The 19,467-nt window shown below is 41.1% G+C and carries 15 protein-coding genes; 14 read left to right on the top strand and 1 reads right to left on the bottom strand.

Annotated elements, in window-relative coordinates; translation table 11 throughout:
* Window positions 1-91: 91 nt before the first annotated feature.
* The 5 genes from secD to ACP8HI_RS15290 all read left to right on the top strand — a co-directional run bounded on the left by secD (window position 92) and on the right by ACP8HI_RS15290 (window position 6,352).
* The gene (gene secD, locus ACP8HI_RS15310) at window positions 92-1,345 is read left to right on the top strand and encodes a protein translocase subunit SecD (RefSeq protein ID WP_438347086.1); all 1,254 of its coding nucleotides are present in this window, start codon (window positions 92-94) and stop codon (window positions 1,343-1,345) included.
* Entirely contained in the window at window positions 1,335-2,231 is an 897-nt protein-coding gene (gene secF, locus ACP8HI_RS15305) for a protein translocase subunit SecF (protein ID WP_438347085.1), read from the top strand. The genes secD and secF overlap by 11 nt, the downstream gene beginning before the upstream one ends.
* 98 nt (window positions 2,232-2,329) lie before the next feature.
* The gene (locus ACP8HI_RS15300; RefSeq protein ID WP_438347084.1) at window positions 2,330-3,274 is read left to right on the top strand and encodes a cation diffusion facilitator family transporter; all 945 of its coding nucleotides are present in this window, start codon (window positions 2,330-2,332) and stop codon (window positions 3,272-3,274) included.
* 51 nt (window positions 3,275-3,325) lie between these two features.
* Entirely contained in the window at window positions 3,326-5,731 is a 2,406-nt protein-coding gene (recJ, locus tag ACP8HI_RS15295; RefSeq protein ID WP_438347083.1) for a single-stranded-DNA-specific exonuclease RecJ, read from the top strand.
* A 102-nt stretch (window positions 5,732-5,833) separates the two neighbouring features.
* Window positions 5,834-6,352 (top strand): adenine phosphoribosyltransferase, encoded by a 519-nt coding sequence (locus ACP8HI_RS15290; protein WP_438347082.1) that lies wholly within the window; start codon window positions 5,834-5,836, stop codon window positions 6,350-6,352.
* A 131-nt stretch (window positions 6,353-6,483) separates the two neighbouring features.
* Here the strand turns inward: ACP8HI_RS15290 and uraA are convergent, their stop codons facing one another.
* Window positions 6,484-7,773, bottom strand: coding sequence for a uracil permease (uraA, locus tag ACP8HI_RS15285; protein ID WP_438347081.1), 1,290 nt, complete (start codon window positions 7,771-7,773; stop codon window positions 6,484-6,486).
* Window positions 7,774-8,063: 290 nt separating this feature from the next.
* Between uraA and ACP8HI_RS15280 the strand changes: the two genes are divergently transcribed.
* The 9 genes from ACP8HI_RS15280 (at window position 8,064) to ACP8HI_RS15240 (ending at window position 19,425) form a co-directional block, all read left to right on the top strand.
* Complete coding sequence (locus tag ACP8HI_RS15280; protein ID WP_438351850.1) at window positions 8,064-10,244, top strand: RelA/SpoT family protein; 2,181 nt, start codon at window positions 8,064-8,066, stop codon at window positions 10,242-10,244.
* A gap of 36 nt (window positions 10,245-10,280) precedes the next feature.
* The gene (gene dtd, locus ACP8HI_RS15275) at window positions 10,281-10,730 is read left to right on the top strand and encodes a D-aminoacyl-tRNA deacylase (protein ID WP_438347080.1); all 450 of its coding nucleotides are present in this window, start codon (window positions 10,281-10,283) and stop codon (window positions 10,728-10,730) included.
* Between the two features lie 414 nt (window positions 10,731-11,144).
* Window positions 11,145-11,540, top strand: a complete 396-nt coding sequence (locus ACP8HI_RS15270) for a hypothetical protein (protein WP_438347079.1) — start codon at window positions 11,145-11,147, stop codon at window positions 11,538-11,540.
* Between the two features lie 552 nt (window positions 11,541-12,092).
* Complete coding sequence (gene hisS / locus ACP8HI_RS15265; RefSeq protein ID WP_438347078.1) at window positions 12,093-13,337, top strand: histidine--tRNA ligase; 1,245 nt, start codon at window positions 12,093-12,095, stop codon at window positions 13,335-13,337.
* A 42-nt stretch (window positions 13,338-13,379) separates the two neighbouring features.
* The gene (aspS, locus tag ACP8HI_RS15260) at window positions 13,380-15,158 is read left to right on the top strand and encodes an aspartate--tRNA ligase (RefSeq protein WP_438347077.1); all 1,779 of its coding nucleotides are present in this window, start codon (window positions 13,380-13,382) and stop codon (window positions 15,156-15,158) included.
* 20 nt (window positions 15,159-15,178) lie between these two features.
* Complete coding sequence (locus tag ACP8HI_RS15255; RefSeq protein ID WP_438347076.1) at window positions 15,179-15,934, top strand: tRNA threonylcarbamoyladenosine dehydratase; 756 nt, start codon at window positions 15,179-15,181, stop codon at window positions 15,932-15,934.
* A 286-nt stretch (window positions 15,935-16,220) separates the two neighbouring features.
* Window positions 16,221-16,343, top strand: a complete 123-nt coding sequence (locus ACP8HI_RS15250) for a hypothetical protein (protein WP_438347075.1) — start codon at window positions 16,221-16,223, stop codon at window positions 16,341-16,343.
* Between the two features lie 281 nt (window positions 16,344-16,624).
* Window positions 16,625-18,796, top strand: a complete 2,172-nt coding sequence (locus tag ACP8HI_RS15245) for a HelD family protein (protein ID WP_438347074.1) — start codon at window positions 16,625-16,627, stop codon at window positions 18,794-18,796.
* A 287-nt stretch (window positions 18,797-19,083) separates the two neighbouring features.
* Window positions 19,084-19,425, top strand: a complete 342-nt coding sequence (locus tag ACP8HI_RS15240; protein WP_438347073.1) for a CD3324 family protein — start codon at window positions 19,084-19,086, stop codon at window positions 19,423-19,425.
* Window positions 19,426-19,467: the final 42 nt, after the last annotated feature.

Below are 19,467 nucleotides of genomic sequence, written 5' to 3'. Positions count from 1 at the left end.
AACACGAAGTGTACAAAAATCATAAATTGACTGCATTTTATGGCATAGCTATAATAGGAATATTGAGGACGAAAGGGGAAATAAGAACGGAATGAAAAGAATTGTCAGTTTTTTCGTTACAATAATTGTGTTAGCTGGCGTAATGGCAGTAACAACTCCAGGGTTGCTTAATAAGGTTCGTTTGGGCCTTGACCTTAAGGGTGGATTTGAAATTCTTTATGAGGCTCAGCCTTTAGAAGAAGGGCAAAAGGTCACTACGGAATCGTTGAATCGTACAGCTCAAAGTTTAGAGAAGCGTGCGAATGCTCAAGGGACAAGCGAACCGGAGGTCACTACAGAAGGGGCTAACCGAATTCGTCTTAAAATTGCCGGGGTAACCGACGAGGCCGAGGTTAGAAAGAAAATGAAAGAGCCTGCGAATCTAACGTTTCGTAGTTCGCCTGATGGAGGCAAAGAAGAGGCTGACTTCACTAAAATCGAACTCTTGGGAAATGATTTCAAAGAGAATGGTGCAGAAGTCGAATATGACAATCTAAATCAGCCTTTAATTAGTATCGAAGTAAAAGACAAGGCGAAATTTGCTGAAATTACAAAACGTCTTATTTACAAAGAGTTAGCTATTTTCTTAGATGAAACGATGCTTTCTGCACCGACCGTCCAAGCAGAATTAACGGATGGTAAAGCTCAAATCACTGGTAACTACAGCAACGAGGAAGCGAAGAGCCTTCGGGATACGATTAACTTAGGCGCGTTACCATTGAAGCTGACAGAGAAATACTCCCAAAGTGTAGGGGCAACGCTAGGTAAGCAGTCGCTTGATGAGACGGTTGTAGCAGGTCTAATCGCATCTGTTATGATTCTTATATTTATGATCGGAATGTATCGTACACCTGGATTAATAGCAAGCTTTGGGTTGATTTTGCATACTTGGTTGCTCATACTGGTATTCGTGATGGCCGATTTCACCTTAACACTGCCTGGTATAGCAGCAGTAATATTGGGGATTGGGATGGCTGTAGATGCCAATATTATTACTAATGAGCGGATCAGGGAAGAAATGCGCAACGGCAGAAGTGTGATGTCCTCTGTTAAAGCGGGCAACAAGTCTTCTTTCCGTACGATACTAGATTCTAATCTAACAACGATCATTGTTGCTGCTGTTATGTATGCATACGGAACGGGTGCTGTAAAAGGTTTCGCACTAGTACTGATGGTAGAGATTGTATTAAGTATTGCGACGAACGTATATTTCACTCACTGGCTGCTTACCCTGTTGGTTAAGTCAGGCCTACTTAAAAAACCGAAGCAATTTGGTGTAAAGGAGAGTGAAATTCGTGAACTTTAAGAAGCAAATTGATTTTGTGCATGTTAGTAAGTACTTCTATTCTCTATCCATCATTCTTACGATCGTAGGACTTATTAGCCTCGCTGTTTTTGGATTGAATTACGGTGTTGATTTCAAAGCGGGTTCTAACGTAGATGTATCACTCTCTAAATCTTTAACGAGTGCTCAAATTCAACCTATTCTTGATGAAATTGGGATGGGTGAAGGGACAAGTATTACACCGGGAGAGAAACGGATTAATATCCGATTCAACGAAGTACTGACAGAGGATAACAATAATACACTCAAATTAGAGATTCAAAAGTTAGATAGCAGTGCTTCATTTGAGATCAATACAGTCGATACAGAAATGGCTAAAGAGCTTGGACGAAATGCCATTTATGCTGTGCTTCTGTCTTGTATTGGTATTATTATTTATGTGAGTATTCGCTTTGAATGGCGATTTGGAGTTGCAGCGATAGTAGCGCTCATTCATGATGCATTCTTGGTCATCACCGTGTTCTCCGTATTCCAATTGGAAGTGGATTTGATTTTCATTACAGCGGTATTAACTATTATTGGTTATTCAATTAATGATACCATTGTAATATTTGACCGAATACGTGAGAATTTGCGCTTTGCTAAACTGAAAACCAAAGAAGATATTGTTGTTTTGGTGAATAAGAGTGTCAACCAGATGATTAAGCGTTCATTATATACCGCACTTACGGTATTTATTGCAGCATTATTCTTGTTCCTATTTGGAGGAGAATCGATAAGAATGTTCTCATTCGCGATGGTTATCGGACTAATATTCGGTGCTTATTCCTCCATCTTTATTGCAAGCCCGCTCTGGCTACTACTTAAGAGTAAACAAAAGAATAAACCAGTCGGCAAAGCATCATAAGCATATAATAATTAGAGATAATACTAAGAAAGCCGCGGTCAATGATGACGCGGCTTTCAAAATGTTATGGACATTGAAGTTGCTAGAGGGGGGCTTATGTGGCTATACAACATTCAACACCCAATAAAACCGCAACTTGGACAGGAATTATTGGTGAATTGACACTAGCTATCTTTAAAGGATTTGTTGGTTATTTCTCAGATAGTAAGGCTTTACTTGGTGATGCATTGTATTCTGCAACAGAAGCTTTTTCTTGTCTTGCTGATAAAATTCATTGGAAGAAGGTTACCGTAGGTGGTAATCGTAGATCCGGGAAAACTCAGCTAGTTATAACGATTCTCTTTTCTGTGTTGGTTTTGATGGGAGGAGTACAAATTGCGACTGACGCTATTCAGAATCTTTCAAAGGGGAATCTGAAAGCACCCGAACCGTTCTCAGTTGTTGCTATTTGTGTTTCTTTTGCCGTAAGAGAAGTCATATTTCAATTTCAATATCGGTCATCGAAAAAAAGAAAAAATGGTAAACATACGGTATATGCTTTGAACCACCGACTAGCATTATATACTTCATTCATAGTATTCCTTGGGGTATTTCTTTCTGTCGCAGGAGATATGTATGGTTGGCCTGGATTGCTATACATGGACTCCATTTCTGCCATCATTGTATCGGGTCTAGTTCTTAGGAAAGGATATCTACTTATGGTGGATTCCGTTTATGTTAGGCATCCTTATGAGGAACCGGCAGAAGAAAATATGGCTGAATTTATGGATACGGTTCAGCGTGTTCATGGCATTATCACAGTGGATGAGTTGAAATCCCAAGAGATTGGGCACTATATTACCCTTCATGTGAAAGTGAGTGTTAATCCACGTATTACGGTACTTGAAGGTCATGCTATTTCTGGGCGTGTCAAAAAGTTACTAATGAATCGATTTCTTCATGTTAGTGATGTCAGTATACAAGTTATTCCCTATGATCCAGGTTATCCTTATAAATCTAATCATGGATCATTGGATCAGGATATACCAACGTTACTCCAATAAACTTTAAGAATTTGAATATGAACAAGGTAAGAGAAAGAAAGGTGAATTGACGTGCTTCATTCGAAATATAAGTGGCAGTCACAACTATTTGATGCTGATACTGCAGAGGGATTTGCCAAGGAATTGTCTATATCTCCGTTAATAGCCTCTCTTTTAATAACGAGAGGGGTATGTACTGTTGAAGATGCTAAAATGTTTATACAAGGAAGCATGGATGATTTACATGATCCTTTTTTGTTACATGGAATGACGGAAGCGGTACCGAGAATTCTCCATGCCGTAGAAAGTGAAGAGCATATATTAGTGTATGGAGATTACGATGCAGATGGAGTATCAAGCACATCATTGATGATTTATCTGATGCGTCACATGAACGCATCGTTTGATATTTATATTCCTCATCGTTCCAACGAAGGATATGGTCTTCATAACCATGCTATAGATTGGGCTCATCAACAAGGTGTCACCCTAATGATTACTGTAGACACAGGGATTAGTGCTGTGGATCAGGTATCCTATGCCAATTCTCTGGGGATTGATGTTATTGTTACGGATCACCATGAACCACCGGATATATTGCCAGATGCCTATGCACTTATTAATCCAAAGCTGTCTAATTGCCTATATCCCTATAAAGGGTTAGCGGGCGTTGGAGTTGCGTACAAGCTATGTCAGGCCTTACTAGGTAACCCGCCTATAGAGTGGACTGAATTCGTTGCGATAGGTACAGTAGCCGATTTAATGCCGCTGACAGGTGAGAATCGTATTCTTGTTCGCACAGGAGTCGCATCAATGCGGAAATCTTCTTTTCAAGGAATTCAAGCCTTGCTTGAAGTAAGTGGAATAGACAAAGAGACATTAACCTCGACCAACATTGCGTTTGGGATGGCTCCAAGAATTAATGCGAGTGGTAGATTAGATCATGCTGGAAGAGCAGTATCTTTATTGACAACGGAAGATCCTTCCGTAGCTTCAGGGTTAGCCCATGAATTAGACGGATTAAATAAACAAAGACAAACCGTCGTTGAAGACATCGTTCGAGAAGCTTTGGCTCAGCTTGAAGGTAAAATAGAGTCTGACGGTCTACCGTCTATGATTGTATTAGCAGGAAATGGTTGGAATGTTGGTGTTGTCGGCATTGTAGCCTCCAAAATATTAGAACGTTACTATCGCCCAGTCATCATTCTCGGTATTGATGAAGAAACTGGAGCTTGTAAAGGTTCAGCCCGATCTATTCCAGCTCTTGATATTCACGCGGCTCTAACTTCTTGCAAACATTTAATGGATCATTATGGGGGTCATCCTGCAGCTGCTGGAATGAGCTTGCATGTAGATCAGTTAGCACAAATTGAATATGCTCTTAATGAATATGCAAAGGTGATCTTAACGCCGGAAGATCTAATTCCTGTTACGGTTGCCGATGGTGAATGGAAACTGGCTGATTTACCAATCTCAGTGATTGAAGAAATGGAGTTATTACAACCATTTGGAATGGCCAATCCGGTTCCACGCTTCATTATGAGAGATGTGACGCTTCAGGAAACTCGCAAAATGGGTCGTGATCAAAATCATCTCAGACTAACTATGCAGCAAGGGAATAGTAGGCTGGAAGCAGTTTCCTTCGGACAAGGTGACCTTGCTGATCTTTTGACAATAGGTGCTTCTATGGATGTCATCGGGGAGTTGTCTATTAATGAGTGGAATGGTTCCCGTAAATTGCAACTTATGCTTCATGATTTAATGATATCCGAGTCACAGGTTTTTGACTTGCGTGGATTGAAAGGATCGCAAGAGGTAATAAATACTTATTTACAACTCTTGAATCCGCGTCTAAGGGGTCATTCTACCCAAATAGCAGCCATATTTGCAGAAGAGACAACCAAGGATGTAACAAATCATTTGAATGAACTATCCCTTTGGGTATATGATGAGGTCGATGGAATTGTAGCGACTAATTCAGCTGCTTCTCAAGAGGGGAAAGATAATATAACGACTTTGTTTGTATTGGATGCACCTCGATCTCCACGGCAGCTTCATGAGATAATGGCGGATTTCAAGTCATTACATAATATCTTTGTCCTATATGATGTCAAGAATGATGTCCGAGAGAAGCTCCAAGTTCCAGATCGCGAACTATTTAAAAAGTTGTATATTATGTTGTCTCGTATAGGATCTGAACCCTTACCAGAGAAGGATGTATTAGGGCAAATTAGTCGTCAATCTTCGACGTCTGTAAGGATGCTCTCCTTGATGATGGATGTATTCGAGGAATTATCTTTTGTCGAGCGTAGCCATGGAATGATCAATCTTGTCTCTACCCCTTCAAAGAAGGATCTAGATCAATCGTTACACTTCCGTGAATTGGTCATCCTTGCAGAAATGGAGCATAACCTTTTCGATACGAATACCGCACAATTGACGCAATGGATGCTATCCCTTTTAAAAGAGGGCTTATAATATCAAGAAGTAACGCTCAAAAACTAAGATAATGCTTCCGAAGTGAGTTTTCTCGAAGTATAGCAAGAAGTAACGCTCAAAAACTTTTAGGAGGATACCAAATTGAATTTGAAGGATTATATTCGCGTCATTCCTGACTTTCCAGAACAAGGGATTAGCTTTAAAGATATTACAACATTACTTCAGAATGGAACGATGTACAAGAAGGCGATCGATGAACTGAAGGAGCTTGTTGCTCATCTTCAAATCGATGTTATCGCTGGTCCAGAGGCACGTGGGTTCGTCATTGGAGCACCTCTTGCCTACGCATTGGGTGTTGGTTTTATTCCAATCCGTAAAAGTGGTAAACTTCCGTACGAAACCATCGAGGCTGGATATAATTTGGAGTATGGTAAAGATTCTCTAGCGATGCATACCGATGCTATTCAAAAGGGACAAAAGGTATTGATTGCTGATGACCTATTGGCTACAGGTGGAACTATATCCACTTCTGTAAACTTAGTTCGAGAACTAGGTGGAGATGTCGTGGGTGCTGCTTTCTTAATTGAGTTGGAGCATTTACATGGGCGCGACAAGTTAACGGACGTTGAAGTGCTCTCGCTTCTAACCTATGAATCATAAGAGATAAGTTTCCCGGGAAATAGTGTGAAATGAATACGAGTAAAAGCCCTCTTCCAGTATATAAGGAAGAGGGCTTTTAAACATGCTTATGATGTTATGAATGCTTCATCAGCATCCCACGCGAAAGGTTGTTAAGCACTATCTTCTTTCTCATTCGATAATCCAAGTACTTCGATTAATTTGATGAACAGACTAAGGACAATACCTACAATCGTTGCAAGAGCCATACCTTTGAGTTCTACACCACTGAATCTAAGTGTTGCACCGCTCAAACCTATAACGAGTACTAGAGTAGCTAATATCATATTGGATGCCTTAGAGAAATCAACCTTTCGTTCTACAAATATTCGAAGCCCTGAAGCTGCAATGACACCGAACAAGAGTAGGGATACGCCGCCCATAACTGCTGGTGGGATATTAGAAATAACAGAAGTGAAGCTTCCAGAAAAGGATAGCACAATGGCGATAATAGCAGCTCCACCAATAACAAAGACGGAGTATACTTTCGTAAGAGCCATGACGCCTATATTCTCTCCATAAGTGGTATTTGGAGTTGAACCTACAAATCCAGAGAAGATCGTTGAAATCCCATTGCCCAATAGTGAGCGGTGTAGACCGGGATCTTTATTTAGATCTTTACCAACAATACTGCTAGTTACAAGTAAATGACCAATGTGTTCAACAATGACAACAAGGGATACTGGAATGATCGTCAGAATGACGGATAAGTTCCAGCTTGGTGTTGTGATGTGTGGGGAGGAGAAAAAGCTAGCTCCAGCGATCGCCTCTGTGTTAACTTCACCCATGAAGTATGCCAGTGTATAACCCGTTACAATTCCGACTAGAATATGTATGATCTTAGGAAATCCACGGAACATGAGAGCACCGATAACCGTCACTCCTAATGTTGTCATGGATATAATGATGGTAGCGGGATCTGGACTCCACGTAGCAGCTGCATCTCCAGTACCTATAAGACCAGCCATTCCTGCTGCAACAGGAACAAGTTCAAGTCCGATGGTTGCAACGATCGCTCCCATCACTGCTGGAGGGAATACGACATCAATCCAGCCGGTACCTGCAAGTTTTACGATCAGGGCTACGAGACAGAATATAACTCCTGTAACAATGAATGCACCTAGTGCCATTGAATATCCATTATCTGGATGATTGGTTATCACATAACTGACAGGTCCTATAAATGCAAAGCTGGAGCCAAGATAAGCTGGGATTTTACCCTTACAAATCAGAATGTAGAATAGCGTACCTATCCCATTCATAAGTAGAATCATACCAGGATCAACATGAAATAGGTTGGGCACTAATACGGTACTACCGAACATAGCGAATAAGTGTTGTAGGCTAAGTAGAAAGCCTGGGCCGAAAGGTAATTTCTCATTTACTTGAATTTCTCTTTGCAAGTAATCTCACTCCTAATTTATTTATTAATGTGACGGTTTACAAATGGATCTTATTAAGAGTAAATAGATTTGTGGAATTTTACAATAACATTTTCGCAATAAATGCTGAATGGTCTACTTTTATGTCGAGAACACCCTTTCATTGTCAGGACTTACCATTGATAGGATGAAGTGTTGACGTATTGCGTCGTAAGCGTCATAATTAATAAAAAATCACACGGAGGGAACCTGCCAAGTTTATAAGACGTGCGGGTTCCATTTTATATAGAAGGGAAACGGAATTGACTAGAATGGGCATAGATAGATTACTTGAAAAGGCTGAGGCCTATATAAAAGAAAATGATCTGAATCGCATTCGTGAAGCATACGATTTCGCGGACCAGGCTCACTACGGTCAGATACGTAAATCGGGCGAACCTTATATTCTGCACCCGTTAGCGGTTGCAGAAATTGTTGTGGGCATGCAGATGGATACACTATCCATTATTGCAGCACTATTACACGATGTCGTTGAAGATACAACGGTATCCTTAGTAGAAATTCGTGACCATTTCGGCGATACCTGTGCGATGCTTGTAGACGGTCTTACTAAGCTTGAACGTATTAAGTTCGGTTCTAAGGAAGAACAGCAGAATGAGAATTATCGCAAAATGTTCATTGCTATGGCACAGGATATACGTGTCATAGTCATTAAATTAGCGGACCGTCTTCATAATATGAGAACATTGAAGTTTCAATCGGAAGAGAGTCAGCGTCGAATTGCCTACGAAACATTGGAGATCTTTTGTCCTATTGCCGATCGGCTTGGTATTTCTGCCATTAAAGGAGAGATGGAGGATCTTTCTCTAAGATACTTAAATCCGCAGCAGTATTATCGGATTGCGAATCTGATTCACAAGAAGCGTGCTGAACGAGAAGAATTTATTGAAAATGTTATCCTGAAAATTAAAGAAAAGCTAGAAGAAATGAGCATTGAGGGTGACCTTTCAGGTCGACCTAAGCATATTTATAGTGTTTATAACAAAATGACTACAAAAAATAAACAATTTAATGAGATCTATGATTTATTAGCAATTCGTATTATTGTAGACAATATTAAAGATTGCTATGCTACATTAGGCATCATTCACACCTTATGGAAGCCAATGCCTGGGCGTTTTAAAGATTATATCGCCATGCCTAAAGCAAATATGTATCAATCGTTGCATACAACCGTAGTCGGTCCTAATGGCGAGCCTACGGAAGTGCAAATTCGGACTTTAGAAATGCATCGGACTGCTGAATTTGGTATTGCGGCTCACTGGGCATATAAGGAAGGTGTAGCGTCAGTAGGTAATTTCGACAATAAGATGACATTCTTTCGCGAAATTCTTGAGCTACAGCATGAGGCTAAAGACGCCTCCGAGTTTGTTGAATCACTTAAGATGGACTTTTTCTCGGATCTAGTGTTTGTATTTACACCTAAGGGAGAAGTTGTAGAGCTACCATCTGGCTCAGTTCCTTTAGATTACGCGTATCGAATTCATACGGAAGTTGGGAATCGGACCATTGGTTCTAAGGTGAACGGTCGAATTGTGCCTCTGGATCATAAGCTGAAGACCGGAGACATCGTCGAGATTATGACTTCTAAACACTCTTACGGTCCTAGTCAGGATTGGCTTAAGATTGCTCAATCTTCTCATGCTAGGAGTAAGATCAAACAGTGGTTTAAGAAGGAAAGACGGGAAGAGAATGTTGTGAAGGGTCGCGAATCTGTTGAGCGTGAATTAAAGCGTCTTGCTTTGGAGCCTTCAGAATGGATGACTGATGATAAATTAATGGAAGTAGCTAAGAAGTTTGCCTTCAATGACTTGGAGGATATGCTCTCAGCTATAGGATATAGTGGTATTACCGCATCTCAAATATGTTCACGGTTGACGGAGAAGTTACGCAAGGAACAAGAAGAAGCAAACCTGATCGAATTGACCTCGGAAATCAAGGAGATTAAAGCCCCCACGGTAGAAAAAAGAAATCGTCCTACGAATGGTGTTCGTGTAAAAGGGATTGATAACTTATTGGTGCGGTTCGCACGATGCTGTAACCCTGTACCAGGTGATGATATTACCGGTTATGTAACACGTGGAAGAGGTGTGTCTATCCATCGCATAGATTGCCCGAATATTCCTACCGACATTGATGGAGAGGAAGCAGCAAGGGTTATCGAAGTGGAGTGGGAAGAACAAGTCGAAGCTAATTATAGCGTCGATATCGAGATTACTGGTCATGATCGCAACGGTCTATTGAATGAGGTGCTACAAGCAGTATCTGAGACAAAGACCAATATTTCAGCTGTTACGGGTCGTTCTGATAAGAATAAAATGGCTCAGATGCATATGACTATTCTTATACGTAACACGGATCATCTTCATTCGGTAGTTGAGCGAATTAAACGGGTGAAGGATGTATATACAGTTAACCGAATTATCCAATAATCGTTAGATGGTTGATAAGGGAGCGAGTAAGAACTTATGAAAGTAGTTATCCAGCGCTGCAAAGAAGCATCTGTTGCAGTTGATGGCAATATCGTAGGACAGATTAATCAAGGGCTAATGGTTCTCGTAGGTGTAACTCATGGAGACACAGAGAAGGACGCTAAATATTTGGCAGAAAAGGTATCCGGTTTACGTATATTTGAAGATGAGCATGGGAAAATGAATTTTAGTGTTATAGATACGGGTGGTGCGATATTATCAGTATCTCAGTTCACACTTTACGGGGATAGTCGTAATGGGAAGCGACCGAGCTTCATGGCTGCGGCAAAGCCAGATGTAGCTGAAGAAATTTATGATTCTTTTAACCGGGTGTTATTAACAAAGGGACTTCAAGTTGAAAGTGGTAGGTTTGGCGAAATGATGGATGTTGCTTTAACGAATTGGGGACCTGTAACCTTAATTATTGATAGCAGGTCAGACGCATAGAATAGGACTTCTGAGGGGAAGATAAGAGTGGAAGTTGAGAGTCACTCATATCTAGAAAAAGGAGTATTATACAGCATGCGTCACTCACCGAAACAATCTTCTTGCCAGGCATTATCTCTACTCCCCATGGGTCATATTACTGAAATAATTCACAATGATCGTTCTGCGAATACGACGTCATTTCCATTATGGGCCGTATACCCTAAAGGGCAGTGGAGGAATCAGATTCCTAGACATTAGATAATGCTGATGTGGACAACTTTGATGAGTTGTCTTTTTTTACATGTTTGTGAAGAGCGAGAAGTTATTGATTGTTTCTTGCTGATGTTATGAAAGTGTGACTTTTGGGTAATAACAAACTAGACACTAGAAAGTAATGTAAGATTGTGATCTGTAAAAAAAGGAGGACTTCCCATGTCGAAACAAATTCAAGCCTATTTTCAAACGGAAGATCAAGCGGAAGGTGCAAAAACATCTCTTCTAGCCTTTAAAACAGAGAACCTGGAAGTTAGCAAGCTTGAGAATGCCATTACCCGAGATACTAACCTTCTAACGCCTTTAGTAGCTATCAGTCCGTCAGATAATATGAACACAATAGGAACTCTTGGAATGTCTGGAGCAGGAGGCGTTGTGGGAAATAATATTGTGCCGATTGTAATGGATAATGATCCCCAATCAGATATGACAACGGATAACTTTGAAGGTTTAAATTATGTTCTTGTCGTAAAGGTAGAAGACGAAAATTATGATGAAATCGTTCAAAGTCTCCGTCGAAATAACGCGCATATTGAAGCGCTTTCAAAAATGTAATGCAATTGTAATGTAGTATTCATGTTACCTTAACATAGCTTGACTATAATAGACCTATGACCCCCTTTTTTAATATAATTTTGGACCTACGATATCGATTGTAGGTCTTTTTTCTGTCGTAAAATGACGTCCCCTATTGACTTTAGCGCGCTAGTTCATTACAATCTACAAATAGTTGAAAATTGATTCAATGACAGGATTAAGTAATCTGAGCCTCACAAGATCAGAGAAGAGTCCCTTGGCTGTAAGGATTCTCTTGTTGACCAGATGAATGACTTCCTCGAGAACAGTTGGCGAAACAAGCGAAATACTCGATATGGAGGATTCGCAAGTTTGTAGTAGCCACGCTGCGCTGAACGGGCGTTAATCGTATAAGCGGATAGCGATGGATTGATCATATAGATCATGAAATGGCGATGTTGTCCGAAAATGTGGGTGGTACCACGGGTGATTATGTTAATGATAATCTCTCGTCCCTAGTTCTTTTTGAACAGGGCGGGAGATTTTTTTGATTCAAAAAAATGGTCAATTATGTAAAAGGAGGTAATTGTAATGGCCTTTCAAAAACCAACAGGAACACAAGATTTATTACCAGGAGCGGTAGAGAAGTGGCAATATGTCGAACAGAAGGCGAGAGATTTATGCCGACGGTTTAATTACCGTGAGATTCGCACACCGCTTTTTGAACAGACTGATTTATTTGTACGTGGTGTTGGAGATACAACAGATATTGTTGAGAAGGAAATGTATACGTTCAATGATAAGGGCGATCGTAGCATGACATTGCGTCCAGAAGGGACAGCAGGTGTAGTTAGAGCCTATGTGGAGAATAAGTTATATGGTGAACCTGATGTATGCAAGTTGTATTATATCGGACCTATGTTCCGCTATGAACGTCCTCAAGCAGGGCGGTATCGTCAGTTCCATCAATTTGGTGTAGAAGCTTTTGGGGCTACTGATCCGGCAATTGATGCAGAAGTAATCTCGCTAGGGTATCAATTTTGCAAGGAATTAGGGCTTCAGGGTGTGAAGGTGGAAATCAACTCTGTGGGAACAGCGGAGACGCGTACTGCTTACCGAGAGATATTGCTTGCCTATCTCAATCCGATGAAGGACAGTTTATGCAAAGACTGCCAATCACGGATAGATCGTAATCCGATGCGTGTATTGGATTGTAAGGTCGATCAAGATAAGTTTCATGCTGCACCCTCGATACTAGAAAGTCTAGATGAAGAATGCAGTACACATTTTGAGAAAGTAAAGCAACATTTGGATGTTATGGACGTGGACTATATTATTAATCCTCGACTCGTTCGTGGGCTGGATTATTATACGCATACTGCCTTTGAATTCAAAGCAGAAGGTATTGGCGCTATCGATACGATTGGTGGCGGGGGGCGCTATAACGGACTTGTCAGTGGAATAGGCGGCCCAGATCAACCGGGTATTGGTATTGGGATAGGTCTAGAGCGCATCATACTGATTCTTGAGAAGCAACAGGTCGAGCTTCAGGCTCAGAAACCATTGGATGTATACTTCGTTGCTTTGGGCGAGGAAGCTGACAAGGAGATTACAAAACAAGTATTCAAACTGCGTCAACATGGCTTCTCAGCAGAACGTGACTATTTAGGACGCAAAATGAAAGCGCAAATGAAATCTTCTGATCGGTTCAAGGCTCGTTATACGGCTATACTTGGGGATGATGAGCTAGGTCGCGGTGAAATAGCACTGAAGTCCATGGAGACAGGTGAACAGCAGACTGTGAAATTGGACGAGCTCTATCTGAAATTAGTTTAAATCGCCAAAAAGGCTAATTATATAAAAGGGGAATGATAAATCATGAGTAGAACACATCAGTGTGGAAAAATAACGACAGAACATATCGGAGAAACGGTTACCCTAAATGGTTGGGTACAGACTCGTCGTGATCTTGGCGGTGTTATGTTTATTGATTTCCGTGATCGTAGTGGGATTGTACAGATTGTATTTAGTCCAGCTTACTCCGGTGATGCGCTAGCGATTGCTGATAAGGTACGTAGTGAATATGTCCTATCCGTTACAGGTAAGGTTGTACTACGAGATGCTGAGACAGTGAATGCTAATCTTCCTACAGGACAAATTGAAGTTCAAATTACAGAAATTGATGTATTAAATGCTTCGAAGACACCTCCATTCTTCATTGAAGATGGTGTTGAAGTGGATGAATCCCTTCGTTTGAAGTATCGTTATTTGGATCTGCGTAGACCAGAGATGCAAAAAACACTTAAGTTGCGTTCGAAGGCAGCCAAAGTATTCCGTGACTTCTTGGATGAAGAAGAATTCATTGATGTAGAGACTCCAATCTTGACCAAGAGCTCACCAGAAGGTGCACGTGACTACTTGGTACCGAGTCGTGTACATGCCGGTGAATTTTTTGCACTTCCTCAATCTCCACAAATCTACAAACAATTATTGATGGTAGGTGGAATAGAACGTTATTATCAAATCGCTCGCTGTTTCCGCGATGAAGATCTTCGTTCAGACCGTCAACCGGAATTCACTCAAGTCGACATTGAGACATCTTTCCTAGATCGGGATACGCTTTTGGAAATGATGGAACGACTTATGGTTCGTCTCTTCAAAGAAACCGTTGACGTACAATTACCAACACCATTCCAACGCATTAGTCATGCTGAAGCGATGAATAAATACGGTTCCGATAAACCGGATTTGCGTTTTGGTTTGGAACTCGTTGAGTTGAACGACATTGTCGCAACCAGTGGGGTGAAGGTATTCGCTTCTGTCATCGAAAAAGGTGGAGAAGTGAAATGTCTTAACGCTAAGGGATGCGGTACTTGGAGTCGTAAAGATATCGATGAACTAGGATTATTCGCTGGTCGTTATGGAGCGAAGGGCTTAGCTTGGGTTCAATTTAAAGAAGGCGAATTCAAGGGACCTATCGTGAAATTCTTTACGGAACAAGAAATTGAAGCGATTAAAGAGCGTACCGGAGCTGAAGAGGGAGATCTATTGTTATTCTCAGCGGATAATAGCAAGATCGTTGCAGATGTTCTAGGTGCATTACGTCTAAGAATTGGTCGTCAACTGGGATTAATTAATGACAAAGAGTTTAAATTTGTCTGGGTATTGGACTTCCCGTTACTTAGCTATGATGATGACCAAAAACGCTATATAGCAGAACATCATCCGTTCACTCGTCCGAAGGATGAAGATTTGGAACTATTCGATACAGATCCTCTGAAGATGCGTGCGGAAGCCTACGATATTGTATTGAATGGCTATGAAGTTGGTGGCGGGTCGATGCGGATATTCAAACGTGAAATTCAGGAGAAAATGTTCAACGCACTCGGTCTGTCACCTGAAGAAGCTTATGATAAATTTGGTTATCTTCTTGATGCTTTTGAGTATGGAACACCACCGCATGGTGGGATTGCCTTTGGTTTGGACAGACTTATCATGCTATTGGCTGGACGTACTAACCTTCGTGAGACGATTGCATTTCCAAAAACAGCTAGTGCAACAGATCTGTTAATGGATGCTCCTTCAGCGGTAGAGAATGTACAGCTTGAACAGCTTCATATCAAATTGTCGAAAAAACCTGGTGAAGACAAGAAATAGTAAAGGGGGATTTCTACATCATGCTGCATCAATTCTCACGTACGGAACTTGCGATTGGTACTGAAGGTCTTGAAGTTATGAAGAATAGTACAGTAGCCGTTCTTGGCATTGGTGGGGTAGGGGCGATAGCAGTGGAAGCCCTTGCCCGTACGGGTGTTGGAAGAATCATACTGATTGATAAAGATGTCGTGGACATTACGAATGTAAACCGCCAAATCCATGCGCTAATAACGACCGTTGGTCAGAAAAAAACGGAATTGATGGTTGAGCGTGTTAAGTTGATTAATCCAGATTGTGAGGCCATCGCACTTAATATGTTTTATACGGATGAGACATATGAGGAATTGTTCAAGTACGAATTGGATTATGTATTGGATGCATCAGACACTGTCTCATATAAAATTCATATTATTAAAGAATGTCTGAAGAGAAAGATTCCGATGATTTCTAGTATGGGCGCAGCGAATAAGATGGATCCAACACGGTTTCAAGTAGCTGATATTTCAAAAACAACGATGGATCCACTTGCACGAGTGATCAGGACTAAACTTCGTAAGGATGGTATAAAAAAAGGTGTGAAAGTCGTATTCTCAACAGAGAAGCCGATCAAGCCTCGAGAAGATATTACGCAGAAAATTGTATCGGATAATGCTCCAGATATTCGGAAGGCTAAACAGCCACCGGCAAGTAATGCCTTTGTACCTCCAGTCGTTGGATTAATTATGTCTAGTGTCGCGGTTCGTGAACTTCTTGCGAATAAAGGGATTATGACATAGGCAGGAATAACTAATTTCATAACAGATGAGGCGTAGACACCGGGTTTCGATGTCTACGCCTTTTTTAACATAGTACAAAGTATAAACTTTTTGGAGGACTGTCCGCTCTAACCTTTGTGATATTTAAAAGTCTATTTATTTTGGCAGAGAGTGGCGATGTTAGAGTGACGAACAAAGCTTCGTGATGAAGGTAGTGAAGGTGAGACTGAAATAGATGCATAAAGTGCATTTAATTAGCAGAAAAAGTCGGGAAGGGAGGAATTAGTTGTAAAATCTACACTTAAAGATGGCGAAAACGGTGAAAAGTGAAGATTCCTGTAATCTAGATGTACTCCATGCAACTAAAGTTAGCTTCAGAGGGAATGTGTTGAATTTAGATGTACTTAATGTACCTAATAGTGAATGGTGAAGGCGTTGATCGGCATTTTTCTTAGAACGATAAGAAATGGGATCGAGGGAGTCGACTGTAGTTTCCGAACTATCAGTATGCTATACTTAGCTTCCTTTGTTTCGAAGAGACTCAGGAAGTATTGCTCCACAAAACTAAGCATATGCTTCCGAAGCGAGTTTTGTTTCGAAGAGACTCAGGAAGTGTTGCTCCACAAAACTAAGCATATGCTTCCGAAGCGAGTTTTGTTTCGAAGAGACTCGGGAAGTATTGCTTCACAAAACTTTTAGGAGGTAACTGAAATGGAAGAAGATTTTCAAAGTGCCTATCAAGAGGAAGAGAAAAGGCTAAATGATTCGATCTCGGAGATTGATCTCCAACTGAAGCGGCTACAAGGTATTGATGTCTACACAGGGCATGACTTCACTGAACAAGTTCTTGAGGCCGCGAGGGAAGAGAAGCGTATTGCATTAGCCAAGAGCGTGAATGAACCCTATTTTGGACGGTTGGATTTCCAAGCTATGCAGGATCATGAAAGAAAACCACTGTATATTGGTAAGATAGGTGTGGACCAAGAGGTCATAACTGAACAGCCACTCGTGATCGATTGGCGAGCGCCTGTTGCTAGTCTTTTCTACTCATTCACGGGTGGTGAAGAGTCTACATCATATGAAGCACCTGAGGGATGGATTGAGGGGCTTGTGTTCCTGAAACGAAACGTTGTAATCCGTAAGCAGATATTAGAGAGAGTTGCGGATACTTATAATCGGGAGAATGAGCAACCTGCTGTCTCGGACGAATTTCTAGTCTATCGTCTTGGGGAGAACAAAGATAATCGTCTGCGTGATATCGTATCAACCATCCAGGCGGAGCAGGATCAAATCATTCGGGCAGCTAAGAATACAGCGCTCATCATTCAAGGAGTAGCGGGTAGCGGTAAGACGACTGTTGCTCTACACAGGCTGGCATTTTTGCTGTATCAGTATAAGGAGCAGGTGACGGCAGAAAAAATGATTATTTTTGCCCCCAACCATATGTTCTTGGATTATATATCTGATGTGCTACCTGAATTAGGTGTGGGAGATATCCAACAGAGTACATTTGCCGATTGGGCCATGGATATCCTTGAATTGAAAGTGCCTCTTGCAGATGCTGCGGAGACGCTCCATTATTGGTTCGAATATTCGGGTGGAACTCGTGAATTAAATGATGAGGTGCCTGGTCGATTTAAAGGCTCATTGACACTCATGAAGATGATCTCAAACTTAATAGCATCATTGGAGACTACGTCCGTCCCTGAAGGAGATTACTCCCCTTGGGAAGGTGCTGTGTGTTCACGCGACAAGATTCTGTATTGGTATAATGAAGAATATAAGCCCTATCCTCTTGCTAAGCGAAAAGAACGCGTCATGGCGAGAATTCATCGTTGGATGGAAATGGAACTCAAGAAATCACCATCTGAAAAGGTGCTTAAAGAACGTAAGAAAAAAGCATCACTGCGTGAGAAAAGTTATTCAACTAAGTGGCCTAAATATGAGCCTTTGATATTATATAAACAACTATTTCGTGCTTTGAAGACATCTTCCAAGTTGTCGGAGGAATCTTTACAAGGAATACCAGCGAGTGTGCTGAAATCGACACAACAAGATCTTAAGAAAGATATTATTCGTGAAGAGGATCTATCACCACTTCTGTACATTCACTATTTACTTCATAATATTACCAGTGAGCAACGATTTGATCATATTGTTATTGACGAAGCGCAGGATTTCTCTCCATTTCAAGTAGCCGTATTAGATTTATTTGTGCGGGGTCATTCCTTTACGATTCTAGGTGATCTATCACAAGGCATTCATGCTTATCGGGGAGTCCACGAATGGGAAGAGATGAGTTCATTATTCCAACCAGATCATACAGCCTATTTCGCCCTAACTCGAAGCTATCGCTCAACGATGGAGATTATCCAATTTGCGAATGGGATTCTTGAGAAGGGTGTTCAGAGTGATCTAATGGCTGTTCCAGTATTCCGTAGCGGCGATCCTGTTCGGTTAATTCCTTATGGAAAAAGCGATGAAGCAAGGTTGAGTAGCCTGCAAGAGGGATTACAACGGCTATCATCCAAGGAATACCGGACTGTAGCAATTTTGACGAGAACCCTTCGTGAAGCTAGAGAATTACATGAACAGTTGGTTGGAAATGGGTCGGATATTCATTTGATCGATGGAAGTAAACAAGCTTATCAAGGTGGGCTTTCAGTGCTTCCAGTATACCTCTCAAAGGGTTTGGAATTTGATGCTGTTATTGTTGCAGATGCGGATTTAGATCATTACGGCCCACAAGCATGGGATGCTAAGCTAATGTATGTAGGATGTACGCGTGCACTGCATGAGCTATGGATTCTGCATGGTGAAGCTACTCCTGATTACTTAGGGAGTTCGGAAGAGGACATTGCGGTTCAAGGTTGGCCTGAATAAAGAATAGTTATACTTATTCTTTCACTTGTTGGGAGACCAGATTATATGAGTTAATAAGGGTGTCGGACCGACCATTACGCCGTGAAAGGAGGCTGATTGAAATGATCAAAGCATACGAGGTGGTTTCCGCGTAAGCGGAAAACCAGTAGTAGGGGGAGGCCGCTGCAAGCGGTCTCCCTTATTACTTTTAATGCCATAATAATGTTCAATGGAGTATAATGAAATGAGTTAGAAATACATAAGCGAAAAGGAGGCGAAATCAATGATTTTTTGTAAAACAGACTTAAATGGAGCAGGACAAGAGCAATCGTTTAAGGAGGAAATTGATTATCGCGAATTACAAAAATGGCAGGGATGTACTTCCACCTGAATTGTTGAAAGAGCTTCAAAAGTATATTCAGGGGGAAATAATATATGTCCCGAAGAAGAACAACCAACGTGTCGGTTGGGGAGAACTTAGCGGAACACGGAAGTTGATTACTCGTCGGAATGAAGAAATTTATCAATTATATTCAGAAGGTCGTTCTGTGGAGGATCTTCAGAAAGCTTATTATTTATCCGAAGATAGTATACGTAAAGTGATTGTCAAAATGAGGGTTGAGCTTAGTAAATCTTCTGTAAAGAGTTAGTTCAATCCATCTCGAATTTACGTATAATGGAACTATATAACT

It is taken from the genome of Paenibacillus sp. FA6 (assembly GCF_051550225.1).
Lineage (GTDB): Bacteria > Bacillota > Bacilli > Paenibacillales > Paenibacillaceae > Paenibacillus_AQ.
Note: the sequence above shows the minus strand (reverse complement) of the source record. Positions and strands in the feature narration are given on the sequence as shown.

Coding starts and splice junctions, on each gene's coding strand:
- ACP8HI_RS15270 (WP_438347079.1), top strand. CDS start 11,145: ATGTCGAAACAAATTCAAGCCTATTTTCAAACGGAAGATCAAGCGGAA.
- ACP8HI_RS15245 (WP_438347074.1), top strand. CDS start 16,625: ATGGAAGAAGATTTTCAAAGTGCCTATCAAGAGGAAGAGAAAAGGCTA.
- hisS (WP_438347078.1), top strand. CDS start 12,093: ATGGCCTTTCAAAAACCAACAGGAACACAAGATTTATTACCAGGAGCG.
- ACP8HI_RS15250 (WP_438347075.1), top strand. CDS start 16,221: ATGGCGAAAACGGTGAAAAGTGAAGATTCCTGTAATCTAGATGTACTC.
- aspS (WP_438347077.1), top strand. CDS start 13,380: ATGAGTAGAACACATCAGTGTGGAAAAATAACGACAGAACATATCGGA.
- ACP8HI_RS15240 (WP_438347073.1), top strand. CDS start 19,084: ATGGAGCAGGACAAGAGCAATCGTTTAAGGAGGAAATTGATTATCGCG.
- ACP8HI_RS15280 (WP_438351850.1), top strand. CDS start 8,064: ATGGGCATAGATAGATTACTTGAAAAGGCTGAGGCCTATATAAAAGAA.
- dtd (WP_438347080.1), top strand. CDS start 10,281: ATGAAAGTAGTTATCCAGCGCTGCAAAGAAGCATCTGTTGCAGTTGAT.
- secD (WP_438347086.1), top strand. CDS start 92: ATGAAAAGAATTGTCAGTTTTTTCGTTACAATAATTGTGTTAGCTGGC.
- ACP8HI_RS15255 (WP_438347076.1), top strand. CDS start 15,179: ATGCTGCATCAATTCTCACGTACGGAACTTGCGATTGGTACTGAAGGT.